Raw genomic sequence first — 19,898 nt, forward strand, 5'->3', positions numbered from 1 at the left:
ATGACGCCCACCATCCATGCCAGCGAGGTCGCCGACATCGGCCTCGCCGGCCATGGCGAAGGACTGTGCGACTGGTCGGCCCAATCGATGCCCATCCTGGCGCGGATACGCGAGCGTTACGCCGTCGAGAAGCCCTTCCAGGGCAAGCGCATCGCCATTGCCGTGCACATCACGACCGAGACCGCCAACCTCGCTCTGACCCTCCGGGCCGGCGGCGCCGAGGTCTTCCTGTGCGCCTCCAACGTACGGACGACGAACGACGCGGTAGCCGCTTACGCCGCCCAGCAGGGCGTGTACGTCTACGGCATCCAGGGCGAGGACCGCGAGACCTACTCCACCCACTGCCACCGTGTCCTGGACGCCCGCCCGCACCTGGTCATCGACGACGGCGCGGATCTGACCGGTCTGCTGCACGGCGCGCGCAGCGATGCCGCGTCCGACGTCATCGCGGGACTGGAGGAGACCACGGCCGGCATCCAGCGCATTCGCAGCCTCGAGGCCGACGGGCTGCTGCGGTACCCCGTCGTCGCGGTCAACGAGGCCCGCACCAAGCATCTGTTCGACAACCGCTACGGCACCGGACAGAGCACCATGGACGCCATCCTGCGGCTGACGAACACCCTGGTCGCCGGCTCACGGGTGGTCGTGGCCGGTTACGGGATGTGCGGAAAGGGCGTCGCGGCACGGGCCCGCGGTATGGGCGCCGATGTCCTGGTGACCGAGGTGGACCATGTCCGGGCCCTGGAGGCCGTCATGGACGGGTACCGGGTCATGGAGATGGACCGAGCCGCGGAACTGGGCGACATCTTCATCACGGTCACCAGCAACAAGAACGTCCTCGGGGCGGAGCACTTCGCCCGCATGCCCGACGGCGCCCTCGTGTGCAACTCCGGCCACTTCGACGTGGAGATCGATGTGCCGGCACTGCGCGCCGCGGCGCTCAAGCACACCCGACCCCGTCCCGGCATCGACCAGTACACGCTCGCCGACGGCCGGCGGATCAACCTGCTCTCCGCGGGGGAGGTGGTGAATCTCGCCGCGGCCGAGGGAAACCCGGCGACGCTGATGGACATGTCCTTCACCAACCAGGTCCTGGGTTGTGAGTACCTGCTCAAGAACGCCGCGGACCTGGACCGCCGCGTCCACACCCTGCCCGCGGACATCGACGACCAGGTGGCACACCTCAAACTCCAGACGCTGGGCATCGACATCGACACCCTCAGCGAAGCGCAGATCGCGTACCTGCACTCCTGGGATCAGGGCAGCGCCTGACGGCTCCCTCCCCTACGACACGGGCGCGGCAGTCGGCTGGTCGGCCGGTCGGTCGGCTGGTCGGCCGGTCGGCTGCCGCGCCGGGCAGTGGATAGGCAGGTTGGCTTCCGCTGCGGCCCGGTCAGCGTTCGTCGTCCTCCGCCGTACGCTCGCCCTCCGCCTGGGACGGCTGGGTGCGGGTCGTCGCGGGGTGTCGCTGCTCGGCCGGGTCCCTGTCCTCCTCCAGCCTCTCGCCCTCGGCCTGCGACGGAGTCGGGTACTCGTCGTTCTGCCTCATGACCGCCTCCGCAGTCGGTACAAGTGCATACAAACCGAGCCTAACGCCCAGGTCGTTCGACGGCCTGGGCTGCGAGGACGGCTTCGGAGCGGCTGACAGCGACTCGACCTGGCGTATCACGCGCGCTTGGCGGTGAACGGGCCGCCGGAGCCGAAGACCAGGGCGGCGAAGCGTTCGCCGATGCGGCGGTGTGTGGCGGCGTCCGGGTGGAGCTGGTCGGGCAGCGGCAGCTCGGCGAAGTCCGCCTCGCCGTAGAGGTCTCGGCCGTCGAGGTAGTGCAGGTTCGGGTCGTCGGCTGCCCGCTGCTTCACGAGGCGGGCCAGTTCCTCCCGGATGACGTTGAGGGTCAGCTTCCCGCCGGCCCGTTCCGCGGGATCGCCCGCGGCCCGGAACTGGAGCTTTCCCGCGCTGAGGTTGCTGAAGTCCGGGGCGCTGGGGCCGGGGGTGTCCTCGTGGATCGGGCACAGGATGGGCGAGACGACCAGGAGCGGAGTGCTGGGGTGCCCCTCACGGATGGTGTCGAGGAAGCCGTGCACCGCGGGGCCGAACGCGCGCAGGCGCATCAGGTCGGCGTTGACGAGGTTGATGCCGATCTTGACGCTGATCAGGTCCGCGGGGGTGTCGCGCAGGGCACGGGCGGTGAACGGGTCGAGCAGGGCGCTGCCGCCCAGCCCCAGGTTGGTCAGTTCCACGCCGCCGAGGGAAGCGGCCAGCGCGGGCCAAGTGGTGCTGGGGCTCGCGGCGTCGGAGCCGTGGCTGAGCGAACTGCCGTGGTGCAGCCACTTCTTGTGGCCCGCATCGGGCAGGGGCTCGACGGGTGCGTCGGTGCGCAGGGCGACGAGCTGGGTGATCTCGTTGTGCGGCAGCCAGATCTCGACGTCCTTGACGCGGTCCGGGAGCCCGGTGAAACGGAGGGTGCCGACCGGGCCGGGCCGGATTTCCGCGGATCCGGTGGCCATGTCGATCATCAGGACGTTCCCGCCGGGGACGCCGGCCTGCCCGGCCGGCCGGCCGTCGACGAGCAGGTCGTACACGCCATCGGGGCGGGGCGGGGCGCCCTGGTACGCGTTCTTGGTGCGGAGTGCGTCCAGCTCGATGGCGGTGGCCCGCGTGCGGAACACCAGCCGTACGCCGGAGGCCTGGGCCTCCGCCATCGCCAGCTGCCCGTCGGTGCACTGGGCACGGGCCCGGGCGGGCAGCCGGTGCGGCAGCACCCCGTGTTCGGTGTGCTCCAGATCCAGGGCGCCGCGCAGGAGGTTGGCGGTGAGGGGTGTGGTGATCCAGTCCACCGCCGGGGACGCCGAGGCCGTCGTGGGGGCACCGGGGGCGTCGTCGAGCCAGTCGTCCATGGTGGCATTGTGCGGGCCAGATGCATGGCCTGCCCAATGGTTTTCCGCCCCCTCGGTGGCTGACGACCGGCGGTCGCCGACCGCCGACTACCGGCCGCCCCGGCCAGCCCTTCGGCCACCCTCTGCTCGCCGACCGTGGCCGTCACCGGGTTCCAGGCCACATTGGCGTAGCGGCCAGATGGCGCGGGTCTCACGATCACCAATGCCCCCTGTTCTCCGGCCCGTTCCCGCCTGCGCGAGCGTGACGGTGCCGGCCACCGTGGTCCTCATCGCGGAGCGCCGACGCCGGCACTGGCTCGCACCGCGAACCGGCTCGCCGCCGCCAACCGGCTCGCCACCACCAACCGGCCCGCCAGGTGAAGCGCTCGCCTGCGGGCTGAAGCGCTCGGCCACACATGCACCGCGGCACCCCGGCGGCAGTGTGACGGGGCGTTTGGGTTGGCCAGTTGAGCGAGCATGTCGGCCCGTGAGCGTTCGAGTCGGCCCGGCTGAGAGCTCTAGGCAGCTCCGGGAGGCACAAGCTCGCCCTGCATCGCGTCGTTGGATTCGTTTTCCGCCTCTGGGCTCCGGGGCTGTTGCTTTCGACGGCGGGCGGTGGGCGAGGGGGTCGTGAGAACGGCGAGGCATGCGATGACGAGGGTGATGCCGGTCCAGCCGGCGGCGGGGAGGCGTTCTCCGACGACGAGGACGGCGAGTACGGCCGCGACGGCCGGTTCGAGCAGGGACAGGGTGGTGGCGGTGCTGGCGGGCAGGTGCGCGAGTCCCCAGCCGAACAGGGCGTAGCCGGCGAACATGGGGACCACCGCCATGTAGGCGCCGACGGCCGCGTTCGGCCAGGAGCCGACGAGCGGGGCTCCGGTGGCCAGGAGGACCGGCAGCAGGAGCAGGCCACCGAGCCCGAAGACGGCGCCCATCGCCGCACGGGAGGGAACCCCGCCGGTGATGAGTCGGTGCGCGGCCCAGGCGTAGAGGGCGTACGTGGTGGCGGCGACGAGGCCGAGGCCCACGCCGAGCAGCATGGCGGCCGTGGATGCCCCTGCCGTGGCCTGGCCTGCTTCGGCGACGCACAGCAGAACGGTGCCGAGGAGGCCCAGGGAGGCGGCGAGCATCCAGCGGCGCGTGAGACGCCGGCCGTCCACGACACGTTCGATCAGGGCGGAGGCGAGCGGGGCGGTCCCGATGGACACCACGGTGCCCACGGCCACTCCGGCCAGGTGCATGGAGCTGTAGAACGCCAGGGGATAGACCGCCACGGAGGCGGCGCCGAGGAGTACTACGCCGCGCTGCTCGCGCAGGCCGGGCGTGTGGCGCGCGACCTGCGGGGCGGCGACGAGGGCTTGGAGAATTCCGCCCAGGCCCATGGCGACGGACCCGATGGCGAGCGCGCTCACCTCCGGGGCGAACGTGGCCGCCGTGCCCGTCGTGCCCCAGAGGACGGAGGCCACCAGCACACACAGCGCACCCATCCCCGCCGCGGACCGGCGGGGATGGGTGGGCCGCTTCACAGCCGGTCCAGCAAGGCCGCCGCCATGGAGCGGGCGTGCCGGACGCGCTCGCCGTCGCCTTCGAGGCCGGCGCGGGCCATCGCGCCCTCCAGGAGGAAGGCAAGGTGCTCGGCCGTCGTGTGCGCCTCGTCGGGGCGGTCGGGCAGAAGCTGCTCCAGGTGACCGGCGATCAGCCGCTCGACCTCCTCTTTGTGGGCACGGACCACGGCCCGGCCCTCGTCTCCGGCCGGCAGCTCGGCGGCGGCGTTGAGGAGGCCGCAGCCGCGGAACCCGTACTCGTAGGCGAACGCCGCGTGGTCGGCGTAGGCGTCGAAGACCGCCAGAACACCGTCACGCGGCCCCTGCGCCTGCGCCAGTCGCGCCCGGTACAGGTCGAGCCACTCCTCATGCCGGGCGTCCAGGTAGGCCCCGACCAGGTCGGCCTTGGAGGAGAAGTTGTTGTAAAGGCTCATCTTCGCGACACCGGCCTCAGCCGTGATCGTGTCGATGCCGGTCGCCGCCACACCGTCGGCGTAGAAACGGCGGGCTGCCGCCGCGAGCAGCCGCTCCCGTGCCGGACGCCGCCGACCGCCGCCCGTCGCCCTTCCTGCGGTCTCGCTCATCACAGTCCAAACTAGGTAGGTAGGTCTACCTAGCTTAGCCGAGCGGCGGAAATCGCGAAAGAGGAGCCACGCCCCTGCGGCGCTCACCGGCCGGCTACGGCGCTCAGCAACAGGCGGGGCGAGGTTCACCCTTCCGTGTGCTGCGCCCTAATTCGAACATGTGATGCAATCTGGGAGTGACGCCTTACGCCTTCCCCGACGACCTCCTGCGGGCCCAGCGCGACTGGTACACCGCGTACCGGCAGCTCGCCCAGGAGGAGAACCCTTCCCAGACCACGGTCCTGCGCCGCACGCTCCAGCGGCTCTCCGTCCGGATCGCCACACACCCGTACTGGGCGACCATCCCCGGCCGGGCCCCGGCTGCCCGGATGGCGCTCAAGCAGCAGACCTGGGAGCCGGAGCAAGAACCTGAAGAGGCCCGACGGTGACCGCCTACGTGACCGAAACCCAGGAGCGGATCGCGCGGGCGCTGCGCGAGCTGACCGACGGCGCCGGGTATCCGCCGTCGATACGGGAGATCGCGGGCGCGGTCGGACTGTCCGGCTCGACGGTCGCCTACCACCTACGAGCTCTGGAGCGCCACGGGATCGTCAGCCACACCCCGCACCGCAGCCGCTCGTACCAGATACGGCGATAGACGAGACGGGGCCGCGTCCGGCTCGTCTCGCGGCATGGCCGCGCGGCCGGACACCACCCAACTCCCCATGCGGATAGGCCACCAAGACGGTGGCTGGAGCATTTCTATCTCGCCCCAAGGGTCCAGGGCCGGGGACTCGGTTCGGCCGTCCTGCGCACGCTGCTGGAGCGGACCGATGCCGACGGCCTGCTCGTCCGCCTGAACGTCCTCCAGAGCAGCGCCGCCCGGCAGCTGTACGAGCGCCACGGGTTCACTGTGGAGGTTCAGGACCCGATCGACATCTACATGGTGCGACTGCCGGGCGCGGGCGCCCTCGGAACGTGAAGAGGTAAACGGGCCTTCAGGGTGCCGTCTACGGCCGTGCAGGCATCACTGGGTGAGGATGGTGATCGTTCCGGTGCCGCCTGCTCGTTGGTTGGCGGCCTCGGCCTCTTGGTAGGTGACGTAGTGACGAATGGTGCCGTCGGGCAGGTTCAATTGGTAGCCGACGATGGTCTGAGGGACTCCCCCGCCGCAATTGCATGGCATGACTGTGGTCCTTTCGCGCTGTGCGTTTTCGGTTCTTCGGCGCCCCGTGAGGCACCGCTCAACGGACAGGTGTGAAGGCGCTGGTGGTCAGTCCAGCCACCGTGAAGCGACTCCGGCCAGGTAGGAGAGCGTCAGAGCGGTCGCCGGCCCCTGGAACCACGGAGAGCCGCCCAAGCAGGAGGCGTACAAAGCTGTGGGCATGGCGACCCAGATGCTCGTGCACCATCCGCAGCTGACCAGATATGCGGCTCGGGAGTCGTCACCGAAGTGAGCGCCGATCCATGATCTGAACCCCGCCGCCAGCGTGTCCTTGGTGAGGAAACGGGTGACGCGGCACGTGACGCCGAGGGCAAGAAGGAATGCGGCAAGGCTCATGGAAACCATCCACTCTCCGACGGGTTCAATACGGGGTGGCGCGGGCTCGGCGGGCACCCGGATGGTGCTGGATACGTCTGACCGGCCGCCTGGCCGCTCCACACGGGGCCTGGGGACTGCGGCTCCGCGCGGGGCCTTGGGGCTGCGGCTCCGCCCGGGGCCTTGGGGCTGCGAGAGCCGCTCTGCTGTCCCGGGGCCGACAGGCAGAGGGAGTCATCGGCCCCGGGCCTCACCCATGAGCCGTCCACGCGCCGGCAGCCGGGGGTCTTCCACCCCCGGTCTCCGTCCTGCCGGCGGCGTGGAGCCGGGTGGCCCACCGGTAAGTTTGAGGGGGCTGTCCCCCGTCCTTCCACGACGGGGGACAGCCCTTGAGGGACGGGCCGCTTACCGGACGGCCCTCAGGTCAGGGGCGGCACTGCGTGAACCCGACCTGTGCGTGCGTACCGCAGGCGCCCGTCACGCCGCCCCGGCCGATCGGGCGCCGACGGGTCACGCCGGCGGGAAGCAGGGCGCCAGGGTGCCGGTCGCCTGGACCGTGGCGCCGCCGACGGTGGCAACCGCCGTGTAGCTGCTGGCGCTGATCTGGAGCAGGGACAGACCGGCGTTGAGGGTGGCGACCCCGGCGGCGTTGGTCACCGCCGTGCCCACCGGCAGGCCCGAGACGTAGAACGTGACCGTGACTCCCGCTTGCGCCGGCGTGAGGGTGGCCTTCAACGTCGCCGTGAACAGGCTCGGCACCGGGAAGGGCAGGTTGAATCGCCAGCAGGCGGGCGACGCCTGCAACGTGGGGCTCGTCGGCCCGCTCACGGTGATGGTGAGGGGGAGGGAGACGACGCCGGTGCACGCGCATGCGGTGCCGGCCGGCGCGGTGACCGTGGCAGTCACCGTGGCGCTCCCAGCCGTGTTGAAGGTCAGCGAACCGGACGCGATTCCGGCCGCGTTGGTGGTGACGGTCACAGGGGCCGCACCACCGGTGAAGGTCACCGAGGCGCCCGCGACCGGCAGACCGTTGCAGGTCACCACAGCGGTCACGGAGGTCGGCTGGCCGACGATCACCGGCCCGACCACCGGCTGGACCACCACCAGACAGGACGACTGCGCACCCACGGTGATGGTGATGGGGGCGGAGACGACGCCGGTGCACGTGCAGGCACCGCCGGCCGGTGCGGTGACGGTGGCGGTGACCGTGGCGGTCCCGGCGGTATTGAAGGTCAGCGAACCGGTCGCGATACCGAGTGCGTTGGTGGTGACCGTCACCGGAGCCGCACCACCATTGAAGGTGACCGAGGCACCCGAGACCGGCAGACCGTTGCAGGTCACCACAGCGGTCACGGACGTCGGCTGGCCGACGATCACCGGCCCGACCACCGGCTGGACCACCACCAGACAGGACGACTGCGCACCCACGGTGATGGTGATGGGCCCGGAGACGACGCCGGTGCACGTGCAGGCACCGCCGGCCGGCCCAGTGACCGTGGCCGTCACCGTGGCGGTCCCAGCAGTGTTGAAGGTCAGCGAACCGGACGCGATACCGGCCGCGTTGGTGGTGACGGTGACGGGAGCCGCACCTCCGTTGAAGGTGACCGAGGCGCCCGCGACCGGCAGACCGTTGCACAGCACCACAGCGGTCACGGACGTCGGCTGACCGACCACCGTCGGCCCTGCCGGCAGCAGCAGCACCTGGCAGGAAGGCTGCGCAGCCACGGTGATGGTGATGGGCCCGGAGACGACGCCGGTGCACGTGCAGGCACCGCCGGCCGGCCCAGTGACCGTGGCCGTCACCGTGGCGGTCCCAGCCGTGTTGAAGGTCAGCGAACCGACGGCGATACCGAGCGCGTTGGTGGTGACCGTCACCGGAGCCGCACCACCATTGAAGGTGACCGAGGCACCCGAGACCGGCAGACCGTTGCACAGCACCACAGCGGTCACGGACGTCGGCTGACCGACGATCACCGGCCCCACCACCGGCTGGACCACCACCGAGCAGGTAGGCAGGGGCGGCACGATGACGGTGATGGGCGCCAGCGTGCAGGCGGCGCAGGACCCGGCGGCCGGAGTGAAGCTGACGCTCACTGTCTGGCCTGCGGTCAGCGCCACACCCAGGCTGGTCGGCACCACCACGCCGTTGATCACGGTGGCGGTGACCGTGGCCCCGCCGGGAAGGGTGTAGGTCAGTGTTCCGTTGATGGAGGCGAGGCCGCCGCTACAGGTGATGACGGTGGCGGCAGTTGTGAGCCCCCCGAGTGGGGTGGTCAGCGTCGTGGTCAGCGTTCCGGCCGGCGCCGGGGTGACGGTCACCGTGCCGTTCTCAGCACCCACGACGGCGCTTGCGGCGTCGAGGTACACCACCGAAACCGTCTGGGCTCCGGACCCGACGGCCGTGAACGTGGCCGGCCCGGCCGCACCGGCGACGACCGGCAGCGTCTGTGCGGGCGCACCGTCATAGGTGAAGACCGCTTGAGTGGCCGTGGCGGGGGCGCCGGTGGCGCTGACGATGAATGTCTGGCACGCCGCGACCGTGGTGGGAACGATGAGTACTGCCATGGGGAAGCCCCTTTGAGGAGAATTGGGTATGGGGCTGCCACGGCGGCTACGACACATGGCGCAGCTCGCGATTCCACCTGCCGGGGTGCCCAATAGCGCAACAACGATCCGCCAAAAGACCGCTGCTCGACTCCCCGACAGAGGATGGGCACCCCACAATCGGTACGACCATTAGAGCCACGGCGGTGGCTGTGGGCCATACCCGCTTCCCGGATTCCCCCGTACGGCAGAGCGCGCGTGGTGAGGCGGCATAAACTCCCGTGCGGATAACCCGCGTTGTACCCACGTTCACCCCGGCGCGCACGACCGTCGGCCGCTCAACCGCCCTGGGTCCTGGCAACCGCGCGCATCAGAGCTGCCCGGCCGCGCGCGCCGCTGCCGGTGCCGGGAGAGCGAGCGCGAGGGCCGCCGCACACAGGAGTGCCACGAGGTGAGCGCCGTGGCCGGGCCGCGCGGGCCGGTTCAGGTGCGGGCGCAGTCGGGGCAGCGGCCCCGGTAGGTCATCTCCACCTCGGAGATGGTGAAGCCGAACCGTTCGGAGGCGGGCAGATCGGCCAGTGGATCGCCGCCGGGGTGGACGTCGCGCACGACGCCGCAGCCGGAGCAGACCAGGTGCTGGTGGGGGCGGTGGGCGTTCGGGTCGTAGCGCTTGGCGCGGCCGTCGGTGGCCACCTCGCTCACCTCGCCGAGCGAGACCAGTTCGCCGAGGGTGTTGTAGACGGTCGCGCGCGAGATCTCCGGCAGCCGGGCGGCGGCGCGCGCGAGCACCTCGTCCGCGGTGAGGTGGACGTGCTCGCCGTCGAGTACCTCGGCGACCACTCGGCGCTGGACGGTCATCCGCCAGCCACGTCGGCGCAGCCGGTCCCGCAGGTCACTCATGCCCCCCAGCCTCACTGTGCGTCGTCCGACGGATGAATCCGTACGGATCTGGTTGGTGTATTGACTTGGACTTAGTCCATCGTAGGATCGGTTCCGGCGACAGCCAAGGGACAGGACAACAGCAGGGAAAGCCCGTGACCGTTCAGGAGACGGGTCCGCTCACCACCGAATCCGGTGCCCTGGTCGCGGACCACCAGAACAGCGAGCAGGCGGGCGTCAGCAGCCCGGCGCCGGTCCAGGACCAGGTCCTGCTGGAGCAGCTTGCCCACCTCACCCGCGAGCGCGTCGGCCCCGCGCGCGACACCGGCGCCTGGGCGGACACCGCCCCGACGCCAAGAGGCCGCCTCCGGGATGCGCGATCGGGTATGCCGTATTTCCCTTCGAGCCATGTCATCCGCGCATGAGGTCCCTCGCTCGCGCACCGCGGCGCGATGCGTTCCGCATCGCACCGGTCCACTGCCCGGACCGGTCCGGGAGACACGCCCGCGACCACCACCCCTATGTGCCGGTCGTGCGGTGTCGTCGCTGACGTCGACCGCGCGCTCGGCGTGGCGCCTTTCCTGCCCCTGCCCGATTTTCCTGCCCCTGCCCGACACCCACGGCTTCTCGATCCACGAGGCCGAGGTCTTCCACTGGGGCCTGTGCCCCGACTGTTCCACCGGCCGCAATTTATTGAGCACCGAGTTCCGCACAGTTCGGAAGGATTGCCATGACTGACAACCACGACGCAATCGTCACAGACCCCAAGCCCGAGGAGGCGGATGGCTGCCCGGTCGCGCACGGCCGCGCCCTCCATCCGACCCAGGGGGGCGGCAACCGTCAGTGGTGGCCGCAACGGCTCAATGTGAAGATCCTCGCCAAGAACCCCGCCGTGGCGAATCCGTTGGGCGAGGAGTTCGACTACGCCGCGGCGTTCACGAGCCTTGACCTCTCGGCAGTGAAACAGGACATCGCCGAGGTTCTGACGACCTCTCAGGACTGGTGGCCGGCCGACTTCGGTCACTACGGCCCGTTCATGATCCGGATGGCGTGGCACAGCGCGGGCACGTACCGCATCAGCGACGGCCGCGGCGGCGCCGGTGCGGGCCAGCAGCGCTTCGCTCCGCTGAACAGCTGGCCGGACAACGCCAACCTCGATAAGGCCCGCCGTCTGCTGTGGCCGGTCAAGAAGAAGTACGGCCAGAGCCTTTCCTGGGCGGACCTGCTGGTCCTGACGGGCAACGTCGCTCTTGAGTCCATGGGCTTCGAGACCTTCGGTTTCGCCGGTGGCCGCGAGGACGTCTGGGAGCCGGAGGAGGACGTCTACTGGGGCCCCGAGACCACCTGGCTCGACGACCGGCGCTACACCGGCGACCGGGAGCTGGAGAACCCCCTCGGCGCGGTCCAGATGGGCCTGATCTACGTCAATCCGGAGGGCCCGAACGGCACCCCGGACCCCATCGCCGCAGCCCGCGACATCCGTGAGACGTTCCGACGGATGGCGATGAACGACGAGGAGACCGTCGCCCTGATCGCCGGCGGCCACACCTTCGGCAAGACCCACGGCGCGGGCCCCGCCGACCACGTCGGCCCCGACCCCGAGGCCGCCACGTTCGAGGAGCAGGGCCTCGGCTGGAAGAGCACCTACGGCACCGGCAAGGGCGCCGACGCCATCACCTCCGGTCTGGAGGTGACCTGGACCACCACACCCACCCAGTGGAGCAACGGCTTCTTCGACAACCTCTTCGGCTACGAGTGGGAACTCACCGAGAGCCCGGCCGGCGCCCACCAGTGGAAGCCGAAGGACGGCGCGGGCGAGGGCACGGTGCCGCACGCCCACGACTCCTCGAAGAAGATCGCCCCGTCGATGCTCACCACCGACCTGGCGCTGCGCTTCGACCCGATCTACGAGCCGATCTCCCGCCGCTTCCACGAGAACCCGCAGGAGTTCGCGGACGCCTTCGCCCGCGCCTGGTACAAGCTGACCCACCGCGACATGGGTCCGAAGTCGCTGTACCTGGGCGCGGAGGTCCCGGAGGAGACCCTGCTGTGGCAGGACCCGCTGCCCGAGGCCGAGGGCGAGACGATCGACGCCTCCGACATCGCGGCGCTGAAGGCCAAGCTGCTCGGCTCCGGCCTGACCGTGTCCCAACTCGTCAGCACCGCATGGGCGTCGGCCTCGACCTTCCGTGGCAGCGACAAGCGCGGCGGTGCCAACGGTGCCCGCATCCGCCTCGAGCCGCAGCGCGGCTGGGAGGCCAACGACCCCGACCAGCTGGCCCTCGTGCTGCGCTCGCTGGAGGGCGTGCGACAGGAGTTCCACGCCGCCTCCGGTGCCAAGAAGGTCTCCCTGGCCGATCTCATCGTCCTCGGCGGTGTGGCGGCCGTGGAGAAGGCCGCCAAGGACGCGGGCGTCGAGGTCCAGGTGCCCTTCACCCCGGGCCGGGTCGACGCGACCGAGGAGCACACCGAGGCCGAGTCCTTCGAGGCGCTGGAGCCGGCCGCGGACGGGTTCCGTAACTACCACGGCAAGGGCAACCGCCTGCCGGCCGAGTACCTGCTGCTCGACCGGGCGAACCTGCTCACCCTGAGCGCCCCCGAGATGACAGCCCTGGTCGGCGGCCTGCGTGTGCTGGGCGCCAACCACCAGCAGTCGTCGCTCGGCGTCTTCACCGCCACCCCCGGGACCCTGACCAACGACTTCTTCGTCAACCTGCTCGACCTGGGCACGACGTGGAAGGCGACCTCCGAGGACGCCCACACCTTCGAGGGGCAGGACGCCGCCACGGGTGAGGTCAAGTGGACCGGCACCCGTGCCGACCTCGTCTTCGGCTCGAACTCCGAGCTGCGCGCGCTCGCGGAGGTCTACGCGAGCGACGACGCGAAGGAGAAGTTCGTGCACGACTTCGTCGCGGCCTGGAACAAGGTGATGAACCTGGACCGCTTCGACCTCGTCTGATCATGACGTCCGGGTCGGCCCGTACCGGCCGGCCCGGACACTCTCCGTCCGAAGGGCCGGTGGCGCGGTATCGCGGCACCGGCCCTCCGGACTGCCGGGCTCGTCTTCCGCCCTACCGGGCGCGGAGGAACTCAACCGCGGCCAGCACCTCGTCGACGTGCCCGGGGGCGCGAAGGTCGAGCCGGTGCCACGAGGCTCCGGGAAGGCTGCCGGGCCGGGAACAGTACGTCGCGGCCGTCTCCCAGCCCGCAGTCGTCGCCTGGCGCACGAGTTCCGTCCCCAGGAACCCGCTGCCGCCGATGATCAGGACCTTCATGGCGCCCTACGGTAGGACAGCTCCGCTCCGCCCGGGGACCGGTTGCCCCGGCTTCCGCACAGCAAGGCGGCGAAGACCGCCACCCCTTACGTGCCCGGCTCCCCCTCGCAAGCGCCTTCCTCCGGTCCACCGGACGGAGAAGTACCGGCTCGCCGGCCGGGCTCATGGCAGGAGGAACTCCCGTACGAGGCGGCCTACTTCTGCCGGCGCCTGGAGGTGCAGCATGTGCCCGGCCTCCTGTACCCGGGCGATCCGCAGACCCGGCGGACCGTCTTCCCGTAGCGCTTCGAGCCCGTTCCGCACTCCGGCCACCAGTGCCTCGCTCAGCTCCCGGAAGGGCGGGGGCAGCCGGTCAAGCGGCGGTGTCCGCCCACCCTGCACGAGGAGCGTGGTACAGGCCGCCTCGCGCACGGCGGTGAAGGTGTCCCAGTCTTCCAGCGGCGCCATCAGCGCCGCTTGTGCCGATCCGGCGGGCTTGCGCCGGTAGCGGCCGTCCTCCAGTCGCTGGAGGGAACGCCGGGCGCCGGCTTCCTCCAGCGCTGCGTCCAAGCCGTACACGGCGGCGGCCTGGCGGGCCCGCTCGACGGCGAGTTCGGCCTGTCCGGCATCGATGACGTCCGGCGCGAGGGCAGCCGAGTGTGCCGCGAGCTGCTGGGCGCGCCGCTCCGCGACGACCTCGGCGTCCAGACCCGGGTACAGCTCCGGCCGGCCGCCGCCGAGGCCGTCGAGATCGACCACACCGGGGCAGTCGGGACGCCGTTGGCCGTGGCACAGCGCGATCATGCCGCCCAGGGAGTGGCCGATCACGCGGGGGTTGTCCAGCGCGAGCGTCTCGGTGACCGCGTCCAGGTCGGCGAGATGGGCGGCCCAGCTGTAGTCCTCATCGGCCGGGGGGTCGGACCGGCCGTGGCCGCGCAGGTCATAGGAGACCAGCCGCATGCCGGTCAGGTGCGGCCGCAGGCGCTCCCAGTCGAGCAGGGTGCGGTTCGCACCGTGACAGAGCACGACGTCCGGGCCGTCACCACCGTGGTCCGCCACGGCGATGTCCCCGGCCGGCCCGGAAACGCGGAAGTGCGGTGCGTGGAGGTGCGGTGCGTGGGACACAGGAGCTCCTCTTCTCGGCAGGTGCCGGCCCGGCCACGCCGCGACCGGCATTTTCCCCGTAGCCCCTGCGCGCCTTATCCCGGGCCGGGTCTTCCTAACCATGCTAGCTTATTTCCTAGGGACCCTAGGTTACAGACTGTGAGCCAGGACTGACGTGTACGGAGGTGCCAGATGGTGCGCGCGGGGCTTACTGCGACCAAAGTGACGGAGGCGGCCGCTGAGTTGGCGGACGAGGCCGGGCCCGACAGGCTCACGGTGTCCGCCGTGGCGAAGCGCTTGGGCGTCAGGGACGCGAGCCTCTACTCGCATGTGAGGAACCTGCGGGACCTGCGCGTACGCATCGCCCTGCTGACTGCCGTCGAGATGACCGACCGCATCGGCTCCGCCGTGGCGGGGCGGGCGGGCAAGGACGCGCTCGTCGCCTTCGCCGACGCCTACCGCCGGTACGCGCTGGACCACCCCGGCCGCTACGCGGTGAGCCAGATGGGGTTCTCCCCCGAGGAGGTCGTCGACTCCGCGGGACTCCAGCGCTGCGTCGAGCTGACCTACGGCATGCTGCGCGCCTACGGCCTCACCGAGCCGGACCTGACCGATGCGGCACGAATGCTCCGCAGCACCTTTCACGGCTACATCCACCTGGAACTCAGCGGCGGCTTCGGACACCCCCGAGACGTGCAGGAGTCCTGGGCGCGCTCGCTCGAAGCGCTCCACGTACTCCTGGAGAACTGGCCCGCCCGACCCGATCGGAGCAAGTGATGCCCACACCCACGACCGGCACCCTCAAGGTCCCCGGAGCCACCCTGCGCTACGAAAAGCGTGGCAGCGGCCCCGTACTGCTGCTGATACCGGGCGGCGCCGCCGACGCCGGTGTGTACGAGGGCATGGCGCCGCACCTGGCCTCCCGGTACACCGTGGTCTCCTACGATCCGCGCGGACTCTCCCGCAGCCCCCTCGAAGAACCGCTGTCCGACCAGCGGGTGGAGGTGTGGAGCGACGACGCCCACCGGCTGCTCTCCGCGCTGGCACCGGGCGGGGAGGCCTGCGTCCTGGGCAGCAGTTCGGGCGCCATCGTCGCCCTCGACCTGCTGGCCCGGCACCCCGGGCAACTGCGCCGGGTGGTCGCGCACGAGCCGCCGCTGGTGGAGCTCCTGGACGATCCCGCCCCGCACCGTGCTCTCTTCGCCGAGGTGCGAGAGACATTCCGCAGGCACGGCGCGGGTCCCGCAATGGCCCGGTTCAGCGAGGGCCTCGGCGGCCGGCCCGCGGAGCGGGCGACGGAACTGCCGCCTGAAATCCAGGAGATGGCGGCCCGCATGCACGCCAACCTCCCGGTCTTCCTGGAACACATGCTGTGCCCGTTCACCGCGACCACACCGGACATCCCGGCGCTGCGCGCCGCCGCCCACAAACTGGTCCTCGCGGTGGGGCGCGATTCCCGTGCCCAGGAACCGCTGTACGGACCGGCCACCCGGCTGGCAGAGCTACTGGGCCGGCCGGCCGTCGAATTCCCCGGTGGCCACGTCGGATGCACCGAACATCCGCGGGAGTTCGCCGCACAGCTGCTGACGGTGCTCGACCGGGACCGGGAACTTTCATCCGGGTCGGCGAGTGAACCGGAGGCCGGGGCCCGCCAGGTGTAGTCCGGCCGAGTAGCTGGTGGCGGCCGCCCTCATGACGCCCTCGGCCCCCACTCACCCTCCGTACGCAGCCCGCGCCCGGGCGTGTCTTCCGGGCCGCGGACGCCCTCCCTCACAGTGCGACCATGGGAGGAGAGGCCTTTGCTCACGGGTTCTGCGGGTGCTTACGGGTTCTGCGGGTGCTTACGGGTTCCGCGGGGCGTTCCGGGTCGTCAAGGGCGGCGATCACGGATGGTTCGGTCGACGCCCCGGGCCGGTTGACTGCCGGCGTGGAATGCGTGCCGGTGGAGGCTGGTGCACGGGCGACCGGCGGAGGCGGCCATGACAGACGAGGCATTGGCCCGAAAGCTCATCGGTCGCTACCTGGAGGAGCGCCGGGACGAGGCCCTGTCACGGCCCGGCGCCCCCGAGGCAAAGGGTTCCGCTGAGCGGGCATGGGAGAAGTGGTGGTCGACCGGGGAGCTCGACCGCGAAACCGCTGCACGGGTGCTGGTGTGGGCGACCGATCGTGCCCGGCAGGCCTCCAGGGCCCGCCACGACGTCACCTACCGGCTCATCCGGGCTCAGCTCGAGCGTCATGCACTGGTTCAGTGGCTGGCCGAGCACGGTGACGGCCCCGCGCCGCCGGCTTCCCGGCCGGGAAATGCGGCCGGGCCGTCACCGGCGTCCCATCCGGCCACCAGCCATCGGCCGTGAGCCGGTCAACCGCCCCAGGACGCTCGCCCTCTCTCCCCCTCTCCCTCCCTCCCTCCCCCCGTCACGTGACCTTGGGGTCTGGAGCACAGATACCGCCCTCGGAGAGACACCCGCCCTCCCCGGGCGCACCCGCACCATCAACTGACGCCCCATCAGCCCCCGCAAGCTCAGTTTGCGGTGTCCTTCCGGTTGCCTGCTGCCGCCGCCACCGTCAGCGCGGTGCCCGCGAGGAACGGCACGATCATCGCGGAGAACAGCCACCCCGGCACCTCCCGCACGGGCGTGGAACGCCACAGCACCCCGCAGCCGACGAGAAGCGAGAGGCCGATACAGGCATTGAGCAACAACAACGCACGGGCGATGCGACGTGCCGCCGCACGGCCGGCCGGCCGATTGAGGGCCGAAGGGGGTAACAGCCCACCGGCGAACGGTGCAGCGCCTCCGTCCGGTAGTTCAGCGCGCGGCGTCACCCGCAGCGTCAGCTCCGCGCAGGCGGTCACCAGCACCGTCACCCCTGCGTACACGATCACCAGCGTGAACGCACTGCCGATCGACCGGTCAGTCCAAGCGTCCACGCCGTCGATACCCATGTGTGCCGGGATCCGGGTTGGCAAGTTCGGATACCGCACCGCACCCCAGATGGCCATCGCGGTGAGCAGAACAGCACTCGGGAGCAGCCACAGCCGCAGGGGAGAGGAGAAGACCATAGGGCTGATTGTTCGGCAAACGCGCCGGGTCCGACAGGTCATTTGCCGCCTGTGAGGGGCCTGCCGCCGCGGCCGGCCGGCAGGGGTAGCCGAGCCGGGGAGGCACCAGCGGAAGCCGCCAAAGGGCTCCGGCTCAGAGACCCCTGGTGGCAGGAGGCCGGAAGCGAGGCATCGCGGCCTGAATCCTGAAACACCGGGGCGACCGGGTACATCATTGATCTGGACGCCCGAGGGGACCTGACAGAGAGCGGAGTGGCACGTGACACGCATACTCGTCATCGGCGGCGGGATCGCCGGTACGGCGACCGCGCTGGCCCTGCACAAGGCAGGATTCGACGTCGCCGTGCACGAGGCGCACCCCGACACAGCCGAGGACATCGGGGCGTTCCTGACTTTGGCGAGCAACGGAATGCGCGCGCTGGCGCAGCTCGACGCCTCGGATGCGGTCACCGCGATCGGTTTTCCGCTGCGCTCGATGCGTGTTCTCGACGACCAGGGTGGTGAGGTGGCCCATGTGCCCTTGGGGGAGGCCGATGACGCGCTCCTGCGGTACCGGTGCCTGCGCCGTGGCGAGTTGAACGCCGCCTTGCAGGCCGAGGTCATCCGCCGGGGCATCGGGCTGTCGCACGGGGCGCGACTGGTGTCCGTTGAGAACGGCCCGGACAAGGTGACCGCGCGCTTTGCCGACGGCAGCGTCGCGACCGGTGATCTGCTCATCGGTGCAGACGGCCTGAACTCGATCATCCGGCGATCGATCGCCCCCGGCGCAGCACCCGTCTACGCGGGGCAGAGCGTCTTCTACGGCTACACGCGCAGCGCCCCTGTAACGGAGGAGACGACGGGGCACATCACCATGGTGCGGGGCAGCGCCGCTGCCTTCGGCTGTGCGGTCTCGCCGGACGGGGAGGCGTACTGGTTCGCCCGCGTCGCCGGTCAAGCCATCCCCGCCGACGAACTCGCACACCCCGCGCCCTCCCGTTGGCGGGAGCAACTCGTCGAGTTGCTGCGCCACGACGCCACCCCCGCCGCGGGCATCGTCGCGGCCTCCACCGACGGCATCATGGCCACCAACGCCACCGAGATCCCGCTCGGCACCCCCTGGCACTCCGAGCGCACGCTGATCATCGGTGACGCCGCGCATGCGGCATCACCGGCGACGGGGCAAGGGGCCTCGATGGCATTGGAGGACGCCGTCATCCTCGCCAAGTCCCTGCGGGACACGCCCGATCCGGACAGCGCCCTCTCCCTCTACGAGGCATGCCGCCGCCCACGCGTGGAGCACAACATCACCGCCAGCGGAGAGATCTCCCGCGGCACCCGCACCCCGCCCCGCACCGGCCGGGCACCATCCCCTCAGCGTCCCGGCGACGACACCCTGGCCCGTCAACTCGACTGGGACCTCGATATGAACGCCGTCTCCGGCAACGCGGACTGAACTGGGCAGCCGGGCCACGTTGCCAAGCCCCGGCTCGGCTGCGTTCCCACTCGCGCGGTGGTGCGCACTGAGCCGGCGTGTGCCGAGGTCGGGTTGTGGGGCGACCCGTTACTGGGGCGCCACCCTGCGGGAGAAGCGGATGACGGCGGTCTTCTTCTGGATGGCCTGACGCCCGCCCCGACACTCCATGCGTCTTCGCCGCGTGCGCAGTCGAACCGGGGCCGGCGCATACCTGCGCTCGGATCGCCGGACCTATCCCCGTCGCGGACGCCCTCGCCACCGCCGAACGCACCCGGGTGTCGTGGCACTGTGACCGCTTGGGGCCCGCCGGGTCGGGCGCCGAAGGCCATGATGACGAGTGGTCGTACTCCCCATCAAATGCCCTGCCCGCTACGGGGCTTGGCGTGTTCGCGTCGTCGGAACGGCAGTAGAGTGAAGAGGTGACCGCTCTGCCGGAAGACCAGCCGCCAGTGATCAGCGAAGACGACCGCGACACGGCCGTGCAGCGCCTTCAGGAGGCGTACACCGAAGGGCACATCTCGCACGAGGACTTGGACGAACGCCTCCACCGAGTACTCACCGGCAAGACGCACAGCGAGCTCGTGTCGGCTCTGGCCTCGCTCCCGGAGGAGAAAGCGGGCACCACGTCCACGATCGCCGCCGCCGGCGGGCGCATCCAGCGGCGCGGCGTATGGCGGGTACCTCGGATCCTCAAGGTCGAGTCCGCATTCGGAAGGGTGCACCTGGACCTGTCCCGGGCGGTCATCGAACATCCGGTAGTCGACATCGAGTTGCAACTCGGCAGTGGCAGGGCAAAGATCACGGTTCCTCGCGACGCGATCGTCGACGTCGACGCTCTGCACACCGGGTGGAAGGACACCCTCTACAAGCCCCGGCGGAGCTCCCGCCCCGGAGGGCCGAGGATCCGGATCTCCGGAGCCATGGGGTTCGGCCGGTTGAAGATCCGCCACGCGCGGCGCTGAGTCCTCCTCCGGCACCAGGACCACCTGTCCGGCTTTTCTTCGTGCCCGCTCGGAGTCTCACGACGTGGGCCTGCTGCGCAGGGGCGGAGATCTTCTCGCCCTCGGACGCGCGGA

The 19,898-nt window shown here is 70.7% G+C and carries 21 protein-coding genes and 1 pseudogene; 12 read left to right on the top strand and 10 right to left on the bottom strand.

Annotated features, from left to right (window positions below):
* Positions 1-1,272: an adenosylhomocysteinase gene (locus tag K7C20_RS05035; protein ID WP_030079617.1), complete on the top strand. Its 1,272-nt coding sequence runs from the start codon at positions 1-3 to the stop codon at positions 1,270-1,272.
* 121 nt (positions 1,273-1,393) lie between these two features.
* Here K7C20_RS05035 and K7C20_RS05040 read toward each other — a convergent pair whose 3' ends face one another.
* The 4 genes from K7C20_RS05040 to K7C20_RS05055 all read right to left on the bottom strand — a co-directional run bounded on the left by K7C20_RS05040 (position 1,394) and on the right by K7C20_RS05055 (position 5,005).
* Positions 1,394-1,549, bottom strand: coding sequence for a hypothetical protein (locus tag K7C20_RS05040; RefSeq protein WP_167352493.1), 156 nt, complete (start codon positions 1,547-1,549; stop codon positions 1,394-1,396).
* Between the two features lie 116 nt (positions 1,550-1,665).
* Positions 1,666-2,898 carry a GDSL-type esterase/lipase family protein gene (locus K7C20_RS05045; protein WP_030079615.1) on the bottom strand — a complete coding sequence of 411 codons (1,233 nt, stop codon included), beginning with the start codon at positions 2,896-2,898 and terminating at the stop codon, positions 1,666-1,668.
* Between the two features lie 497 nt (positions 2,899-3,395).
* Positions 3,396-4,349, bottom strand: coding sequence for a DMT family transporter (locus tag K7C20_RS05050; protein ID WP_048829225.1), 954 nt, complete (start codon positions 4,347-4,349; stop codon positions 3,396-3,398).
* A 50-nt stretch (positions 4,350-4,399) separates the two neighbouring features.
* On the bottom strand, positions 4,400-5,005 hold the full coding sequence (locus tag K7C20_RS05055) for a TetR/AcrR family transcriptional regulator (RefSeq protein WP_053208751.1): 606 nt from the start codon (positions 5,003-5,005) through the stop codon (positions 4,400-4,402).
* A gap of 176 nt (positions 5,006-5,181) precedes the next feature.
* Here K7C20_RS05055 and K7C20_RS05060 point away from each other — a divergent pair, with 176 nt between their 5' ends.
* From K7C20_RS05060 to K7C20_RS05070, 3 genes and pseudogenes are all read left to right on the top strand, one after another.
* Positions 5,182-5,433: a hypothetical protein gene (locus K7C20_RS05060; protein ID WP_030079609.1), complete on the top strand. Its 252-nt coding sequence runs from the start codon at positions 5,182-5,184 to the stop codon at positions 5,431-5,433.
* Positions 5,430-5,642, top strand: coding sequence for a LexA family protein (locus tag K7C20_RS38070; protein ID WP_030079607.1), 213 nt, complete (start codon positions 5,430-5,432; stop codon positions 5,640-5,642). The genes K7C20_RS05060 and K7C20_RS38070 overlap by 4 nt, the downstream gene beginning before the upstream one ends.
* A gap of 12 nt (positions 5,643-5,654) precedes the next feature.
* Positions 5,655-5,966, top strand: a pseudogene (locus K7C20_RS05070) (GNAT family N-acetyltransferase); the annotation flags it as partial.
* A gap of 45 nt (positions 5,967-6,011) precedes the next feature.
* Here K7C20_RS05070 and K7C20_RS05075 read toward each other — a convergent pair.
* The 3 genes from K7C20_RS05075 to K7C20_RS05090 form a co-directional block, all read right to left on the bottom strand.
* On the bottom strand, positions 6,012-6,170 hold the full coding sequence (locus K7C20_RS05075) for a DUF7196 family protein (protein WP_167352494.1): 159 nt from the start codon (positions 6,168-6,170) through the stop codon (positions 6,012-6,014).
* Between the two features lie 864 nt (positions 6,171-7,034).
* Positions 7,035-9,089: an Ig-like domain-containing protein gene (locus tag K7C20_RS38075; RefSeq protein WP_246655290.1), complete on the bottom strand. Its 2,055-nt coding sequence runs from the start codon at positions 9,087-9,089 to the stop codon at positions 7,035-7,037.
* Positions 9,090-9,551: 462 nt separating this feature from the next.
* The gene (locus K7C20_RS05090) at positions 9,552-9,968 is read right to left on the bottom strand and encodes a Fur family transcriptional regulator (protein ID WP_030079595.1); all 417 of its coding nucleotides are present in this window, start codon (positions 9,966-9,968) and stop codon (positions 9,552-9,554) included.
* A 134-nt stretch (positions 9,969-10,102) separates the two neighbouring features.
* Between K7C20_RS05090 and K7C20_RS39405 the strand changes: the two genes are divergently transcribed.
* The 3 genes from K7C20_RS39405 (at position 10,103) to katG (ending at position 12,906) form a co-directional block, all read left to right on the top strand.
* Complete coding sequence (locus tag K7C20_RS39405) at positions 10,103-10,372, top strand: catalase (RefSeq protein ID WP_030079593.1); 270 nt, start codon at positions 10,103-10,105, stop codon at positions 10,370-10,372.
* A gap of 112 nt (positions 10,373-10,484) precedes the next feature.
* Positions 10,485-10,685 carry a hypothetical protein gene (locus K7C20_RS05100; protein WP_150127267.1) on the top strand — a complete coding sequence of 67 codons (201 nt, stop codon included), beginning with the start codon at positions 10,485-10,487 and terminating at the stop codon, positions 10,683-10,685.
* Positions 10,678-12,906, top strand: a complete 2,229-nt coding sequence (gene katG, locus K7C20_RS05105) for a catalase/peroxidase HPI (RefSeq protein WP_030079591.1) — start codon at positions 10,678-10,680, stop codon at positions 12,904-12,906. Before K7C20_RS05100 ends, katG begins: the two co-directional genes overlap by 8 nt.
* A gap of 112 nt (positions 12,907-13,018) precedes the next feature.
* Here katG and K7C20_RS05110 read toward each other — a convergent pair whose 3' ends face one another.
* Both K7C20_RS05110 and K7C20_RS05115 read right to left on the bottom strand, forming a co-directional pair.
* Positions 13,019-13,222, bottom strand: a complete 204-nt coding sequence (locus tag K7C20_RS05110) for an NAD-dependent epimerase/dehydratase family protein (protein WP_030079589.1) — start codon at positions 13,220-13,222, stop codon at positions 13,019-13,021.
* A 162-nt stretch (positions 13,223-13,384) separates the two neighbouring features.
* A complete protein-coding gene (locus K7C20_RS05115) occupies positions 13,385-14,326 on the bottom strand; it encodes an alpha/beta fold hydrolase (protein ID WP_048829203.1) in 942 nt (313 codons plus the stop codon).
* A 171-nt stretch (positions 14,327-14,497) separates the two neighbouring features.
* Here K7C20_RS05115 and K7C20_RS05120 point away from each other — a divergent pair, with 171 nt between their 5' ends.
* The 3 genes from K7C20_RS05120 to K7C20_RS05130 all read left to right on the top strand — a co-directional run bounded on the left by K7C20_RS05120 (position 14,498) and on the right by K7C20_RS05130 (position 16,659).
* Positions 14,498-15,082, top strand: coding sequence for a TetR-like C-terminal domain-containing protein (locus K7C20_RS05120; protein ID WP_030079586.1), 585 nt, complete (start codon positions 14,498-14,500; stop codon positions 15,080-15,082).
* Entirely contained in the window at positions 15,082-15,966 is an 885-nt protein-coding gene (locus K7C20_RS05125) for an alpha/beta fold hydrolase (protein ID WP_030079584.1), read from the top strand. The genes K7C20_RS05120 and K7C20_RS05125 overlap by 1 nt, the downstream gene beginning before the upstream one ends.
* 318 nt (positions 15,967-16,284) lie before the next feature.
* Positions 16,285-16,659 (top strand): hypothetical protein, encoded by a 375-nt coding sequence (locus K7C20_RS05130; RefSeq protein ID WP_053209482.1) that lies wholly within the window; start codon positions 16,285-16,287, stop codon positions 16,657-16,659.
* Between the two features lie 167 nt (positions 16,660-16,826).
* On the opposite strand, the gene K7C20_RS05135 is transcribed toward K7C20_RS05130, so the two are convergent.
* Positions 16,827-17,366, bottom strand: coding sequence for a DUF1648 domain-containing protein (locus K7C20_RS05135; protein WP_030079582.1), 540 nt, complete (start codon positions 17,364-17,366; stop codon positions 16,827-16,829).
* A gap of 259 nt (positions 17,367-17,625) precedes the next feature.
* On the opposite strand from K7C20_RS05135, the gene K7C20_RS05140 reads away from it, so the two are divergent.
* Together K7C20_RS05140 and K7C20_RS05145 are read left to right on the top strand one after the other, a co-directional pair.
* Positions 17,626-18,801 carry an FAD-dependent oxidoreductase gene (locus K7C20_RS05140; protein WP_030079580.1) on the top strand — a complete coding sequence of 392 codons (1,176 nt, stop codon included), beginning with the start codon at positions 17,626-17,628 and terminating at the stop codon, positions 18,799-18,801.
* Positions 18,802-19,241: 440 nt separating this feature from the next.
* Positions 19,242-19,784, top strand: a complete 543-nt coding sequence (locus K7C20_RS05145; protein ID WP_030079578.1) for a DUF1707 SHOCT-like domain-containing protein — start codon at positions 19,242-19,244, stop codon at positions 19,782-19,784.
* The last annotated feature ends 114 nt before the right edge of the window (positions 19,785-19,898 follow it).

The sequence above is a fragment of the Streptomyces decoyicus genome (assembly GCF_019880305.1).
GTDB lineage: Bacteria > Actinomycetota > Actinomycetes > Streptomycetales > Streptomycetaceae > Streptomyces > Streptomyces decoyicus.

Bases quoted from the DNA above. Each gene is read 5' to 3' on its own strand.
- K7C20_RS05090 (WP_030079595.1), bottom strand. From the start codon at position 9,968: ATGAGTGACCTGCGGGACCGGCTGCGCCGACGTGGCTGGCGGATGACC.
- K7C20_RS05075 (WP_167352494.1), bottom strand. From the start codon at position 6,170: ATGCCATGCAATTGCGGCGGGGGAGTCCCTCAGACCATCGTCGGCTAC.
- K7C20_RS05035 (WP_030079617.1), top strand. From the start codon at position 1: ATGACGCCCACCATCCATGCCAGCGAGGTCGCCGACATCGGCCTCGCC.
- K7C20_RS05125 (WP_030079584.1), top strand. From the start codon at position 15,082: ATGCCCACACCCACGACCGGCACCCTCAAGGTCCCCGGAGCCACCCTG.
- K7C20_RS05130 (WP_053209482.1), top strand. From the start codon at position 16,285: ATGACAGACGAGGCATTGGCCCGAAAGCTCATCGGTCGCTACCTGGAG.
- K7C20_RS05135 (WP_030079582.1), bottom strand. From the start codon at position 17,366: ATGGTCTTCTCCTCTCCCCTGCGGCTGTGGCTGCTCCCGAGTGCTGTT.
- katG (WP_030079591.1), top strand. From the start codon at position 10,678: ATGACTGACAACCACGACGCAATCGTCACAGACCCCAAGCCCGAGGAG.
- K7C20_RS05110 (WP_030079589.1), bottom strand. From the start codon at position 13,222: ATGAAGGTCCTGATCATCGGCGGCAGCGGGTTCCTGGGGACGGAACTC.
- K7C20_RS38075 (WP_246655290.1), bottom strand. From the start codon at position 9,089: ATGGCAGTACTCATCGTTCCCACCACGGTCGCGGCGTGCCAGACATTC.
- K7C20_RS05045 (WP_030079615.1), bottom strand. From the start codon at position 2,898: ATGGACGACTGGCTCGACGACGCCCCCGGTGCCCCCACGACGGCCTCG.
- K7C20_RS05040 (WP_167352493.1), bottom strand. From the start codon at position 1,549: ATGAGGCAGAACGACGAGTACCCGACTCCGTCGCAGGCCGAGGGCGAG.
- K7C20_RS05055 (WP_053208751.1), bottom strand. From the start codon at position 5,005: ATGAGCGAGACCGCAGGAAGGGCGACGGGCGGCGGTCGGCGGCGTCCG.
- K7C20_RS05120 (WP_030079586.1), top strand. From the start codon at position 14,498: ATGGTGCGCGCGGGGCTTACTGCGACCAAAGTGACGGAGGCGGCCGCT.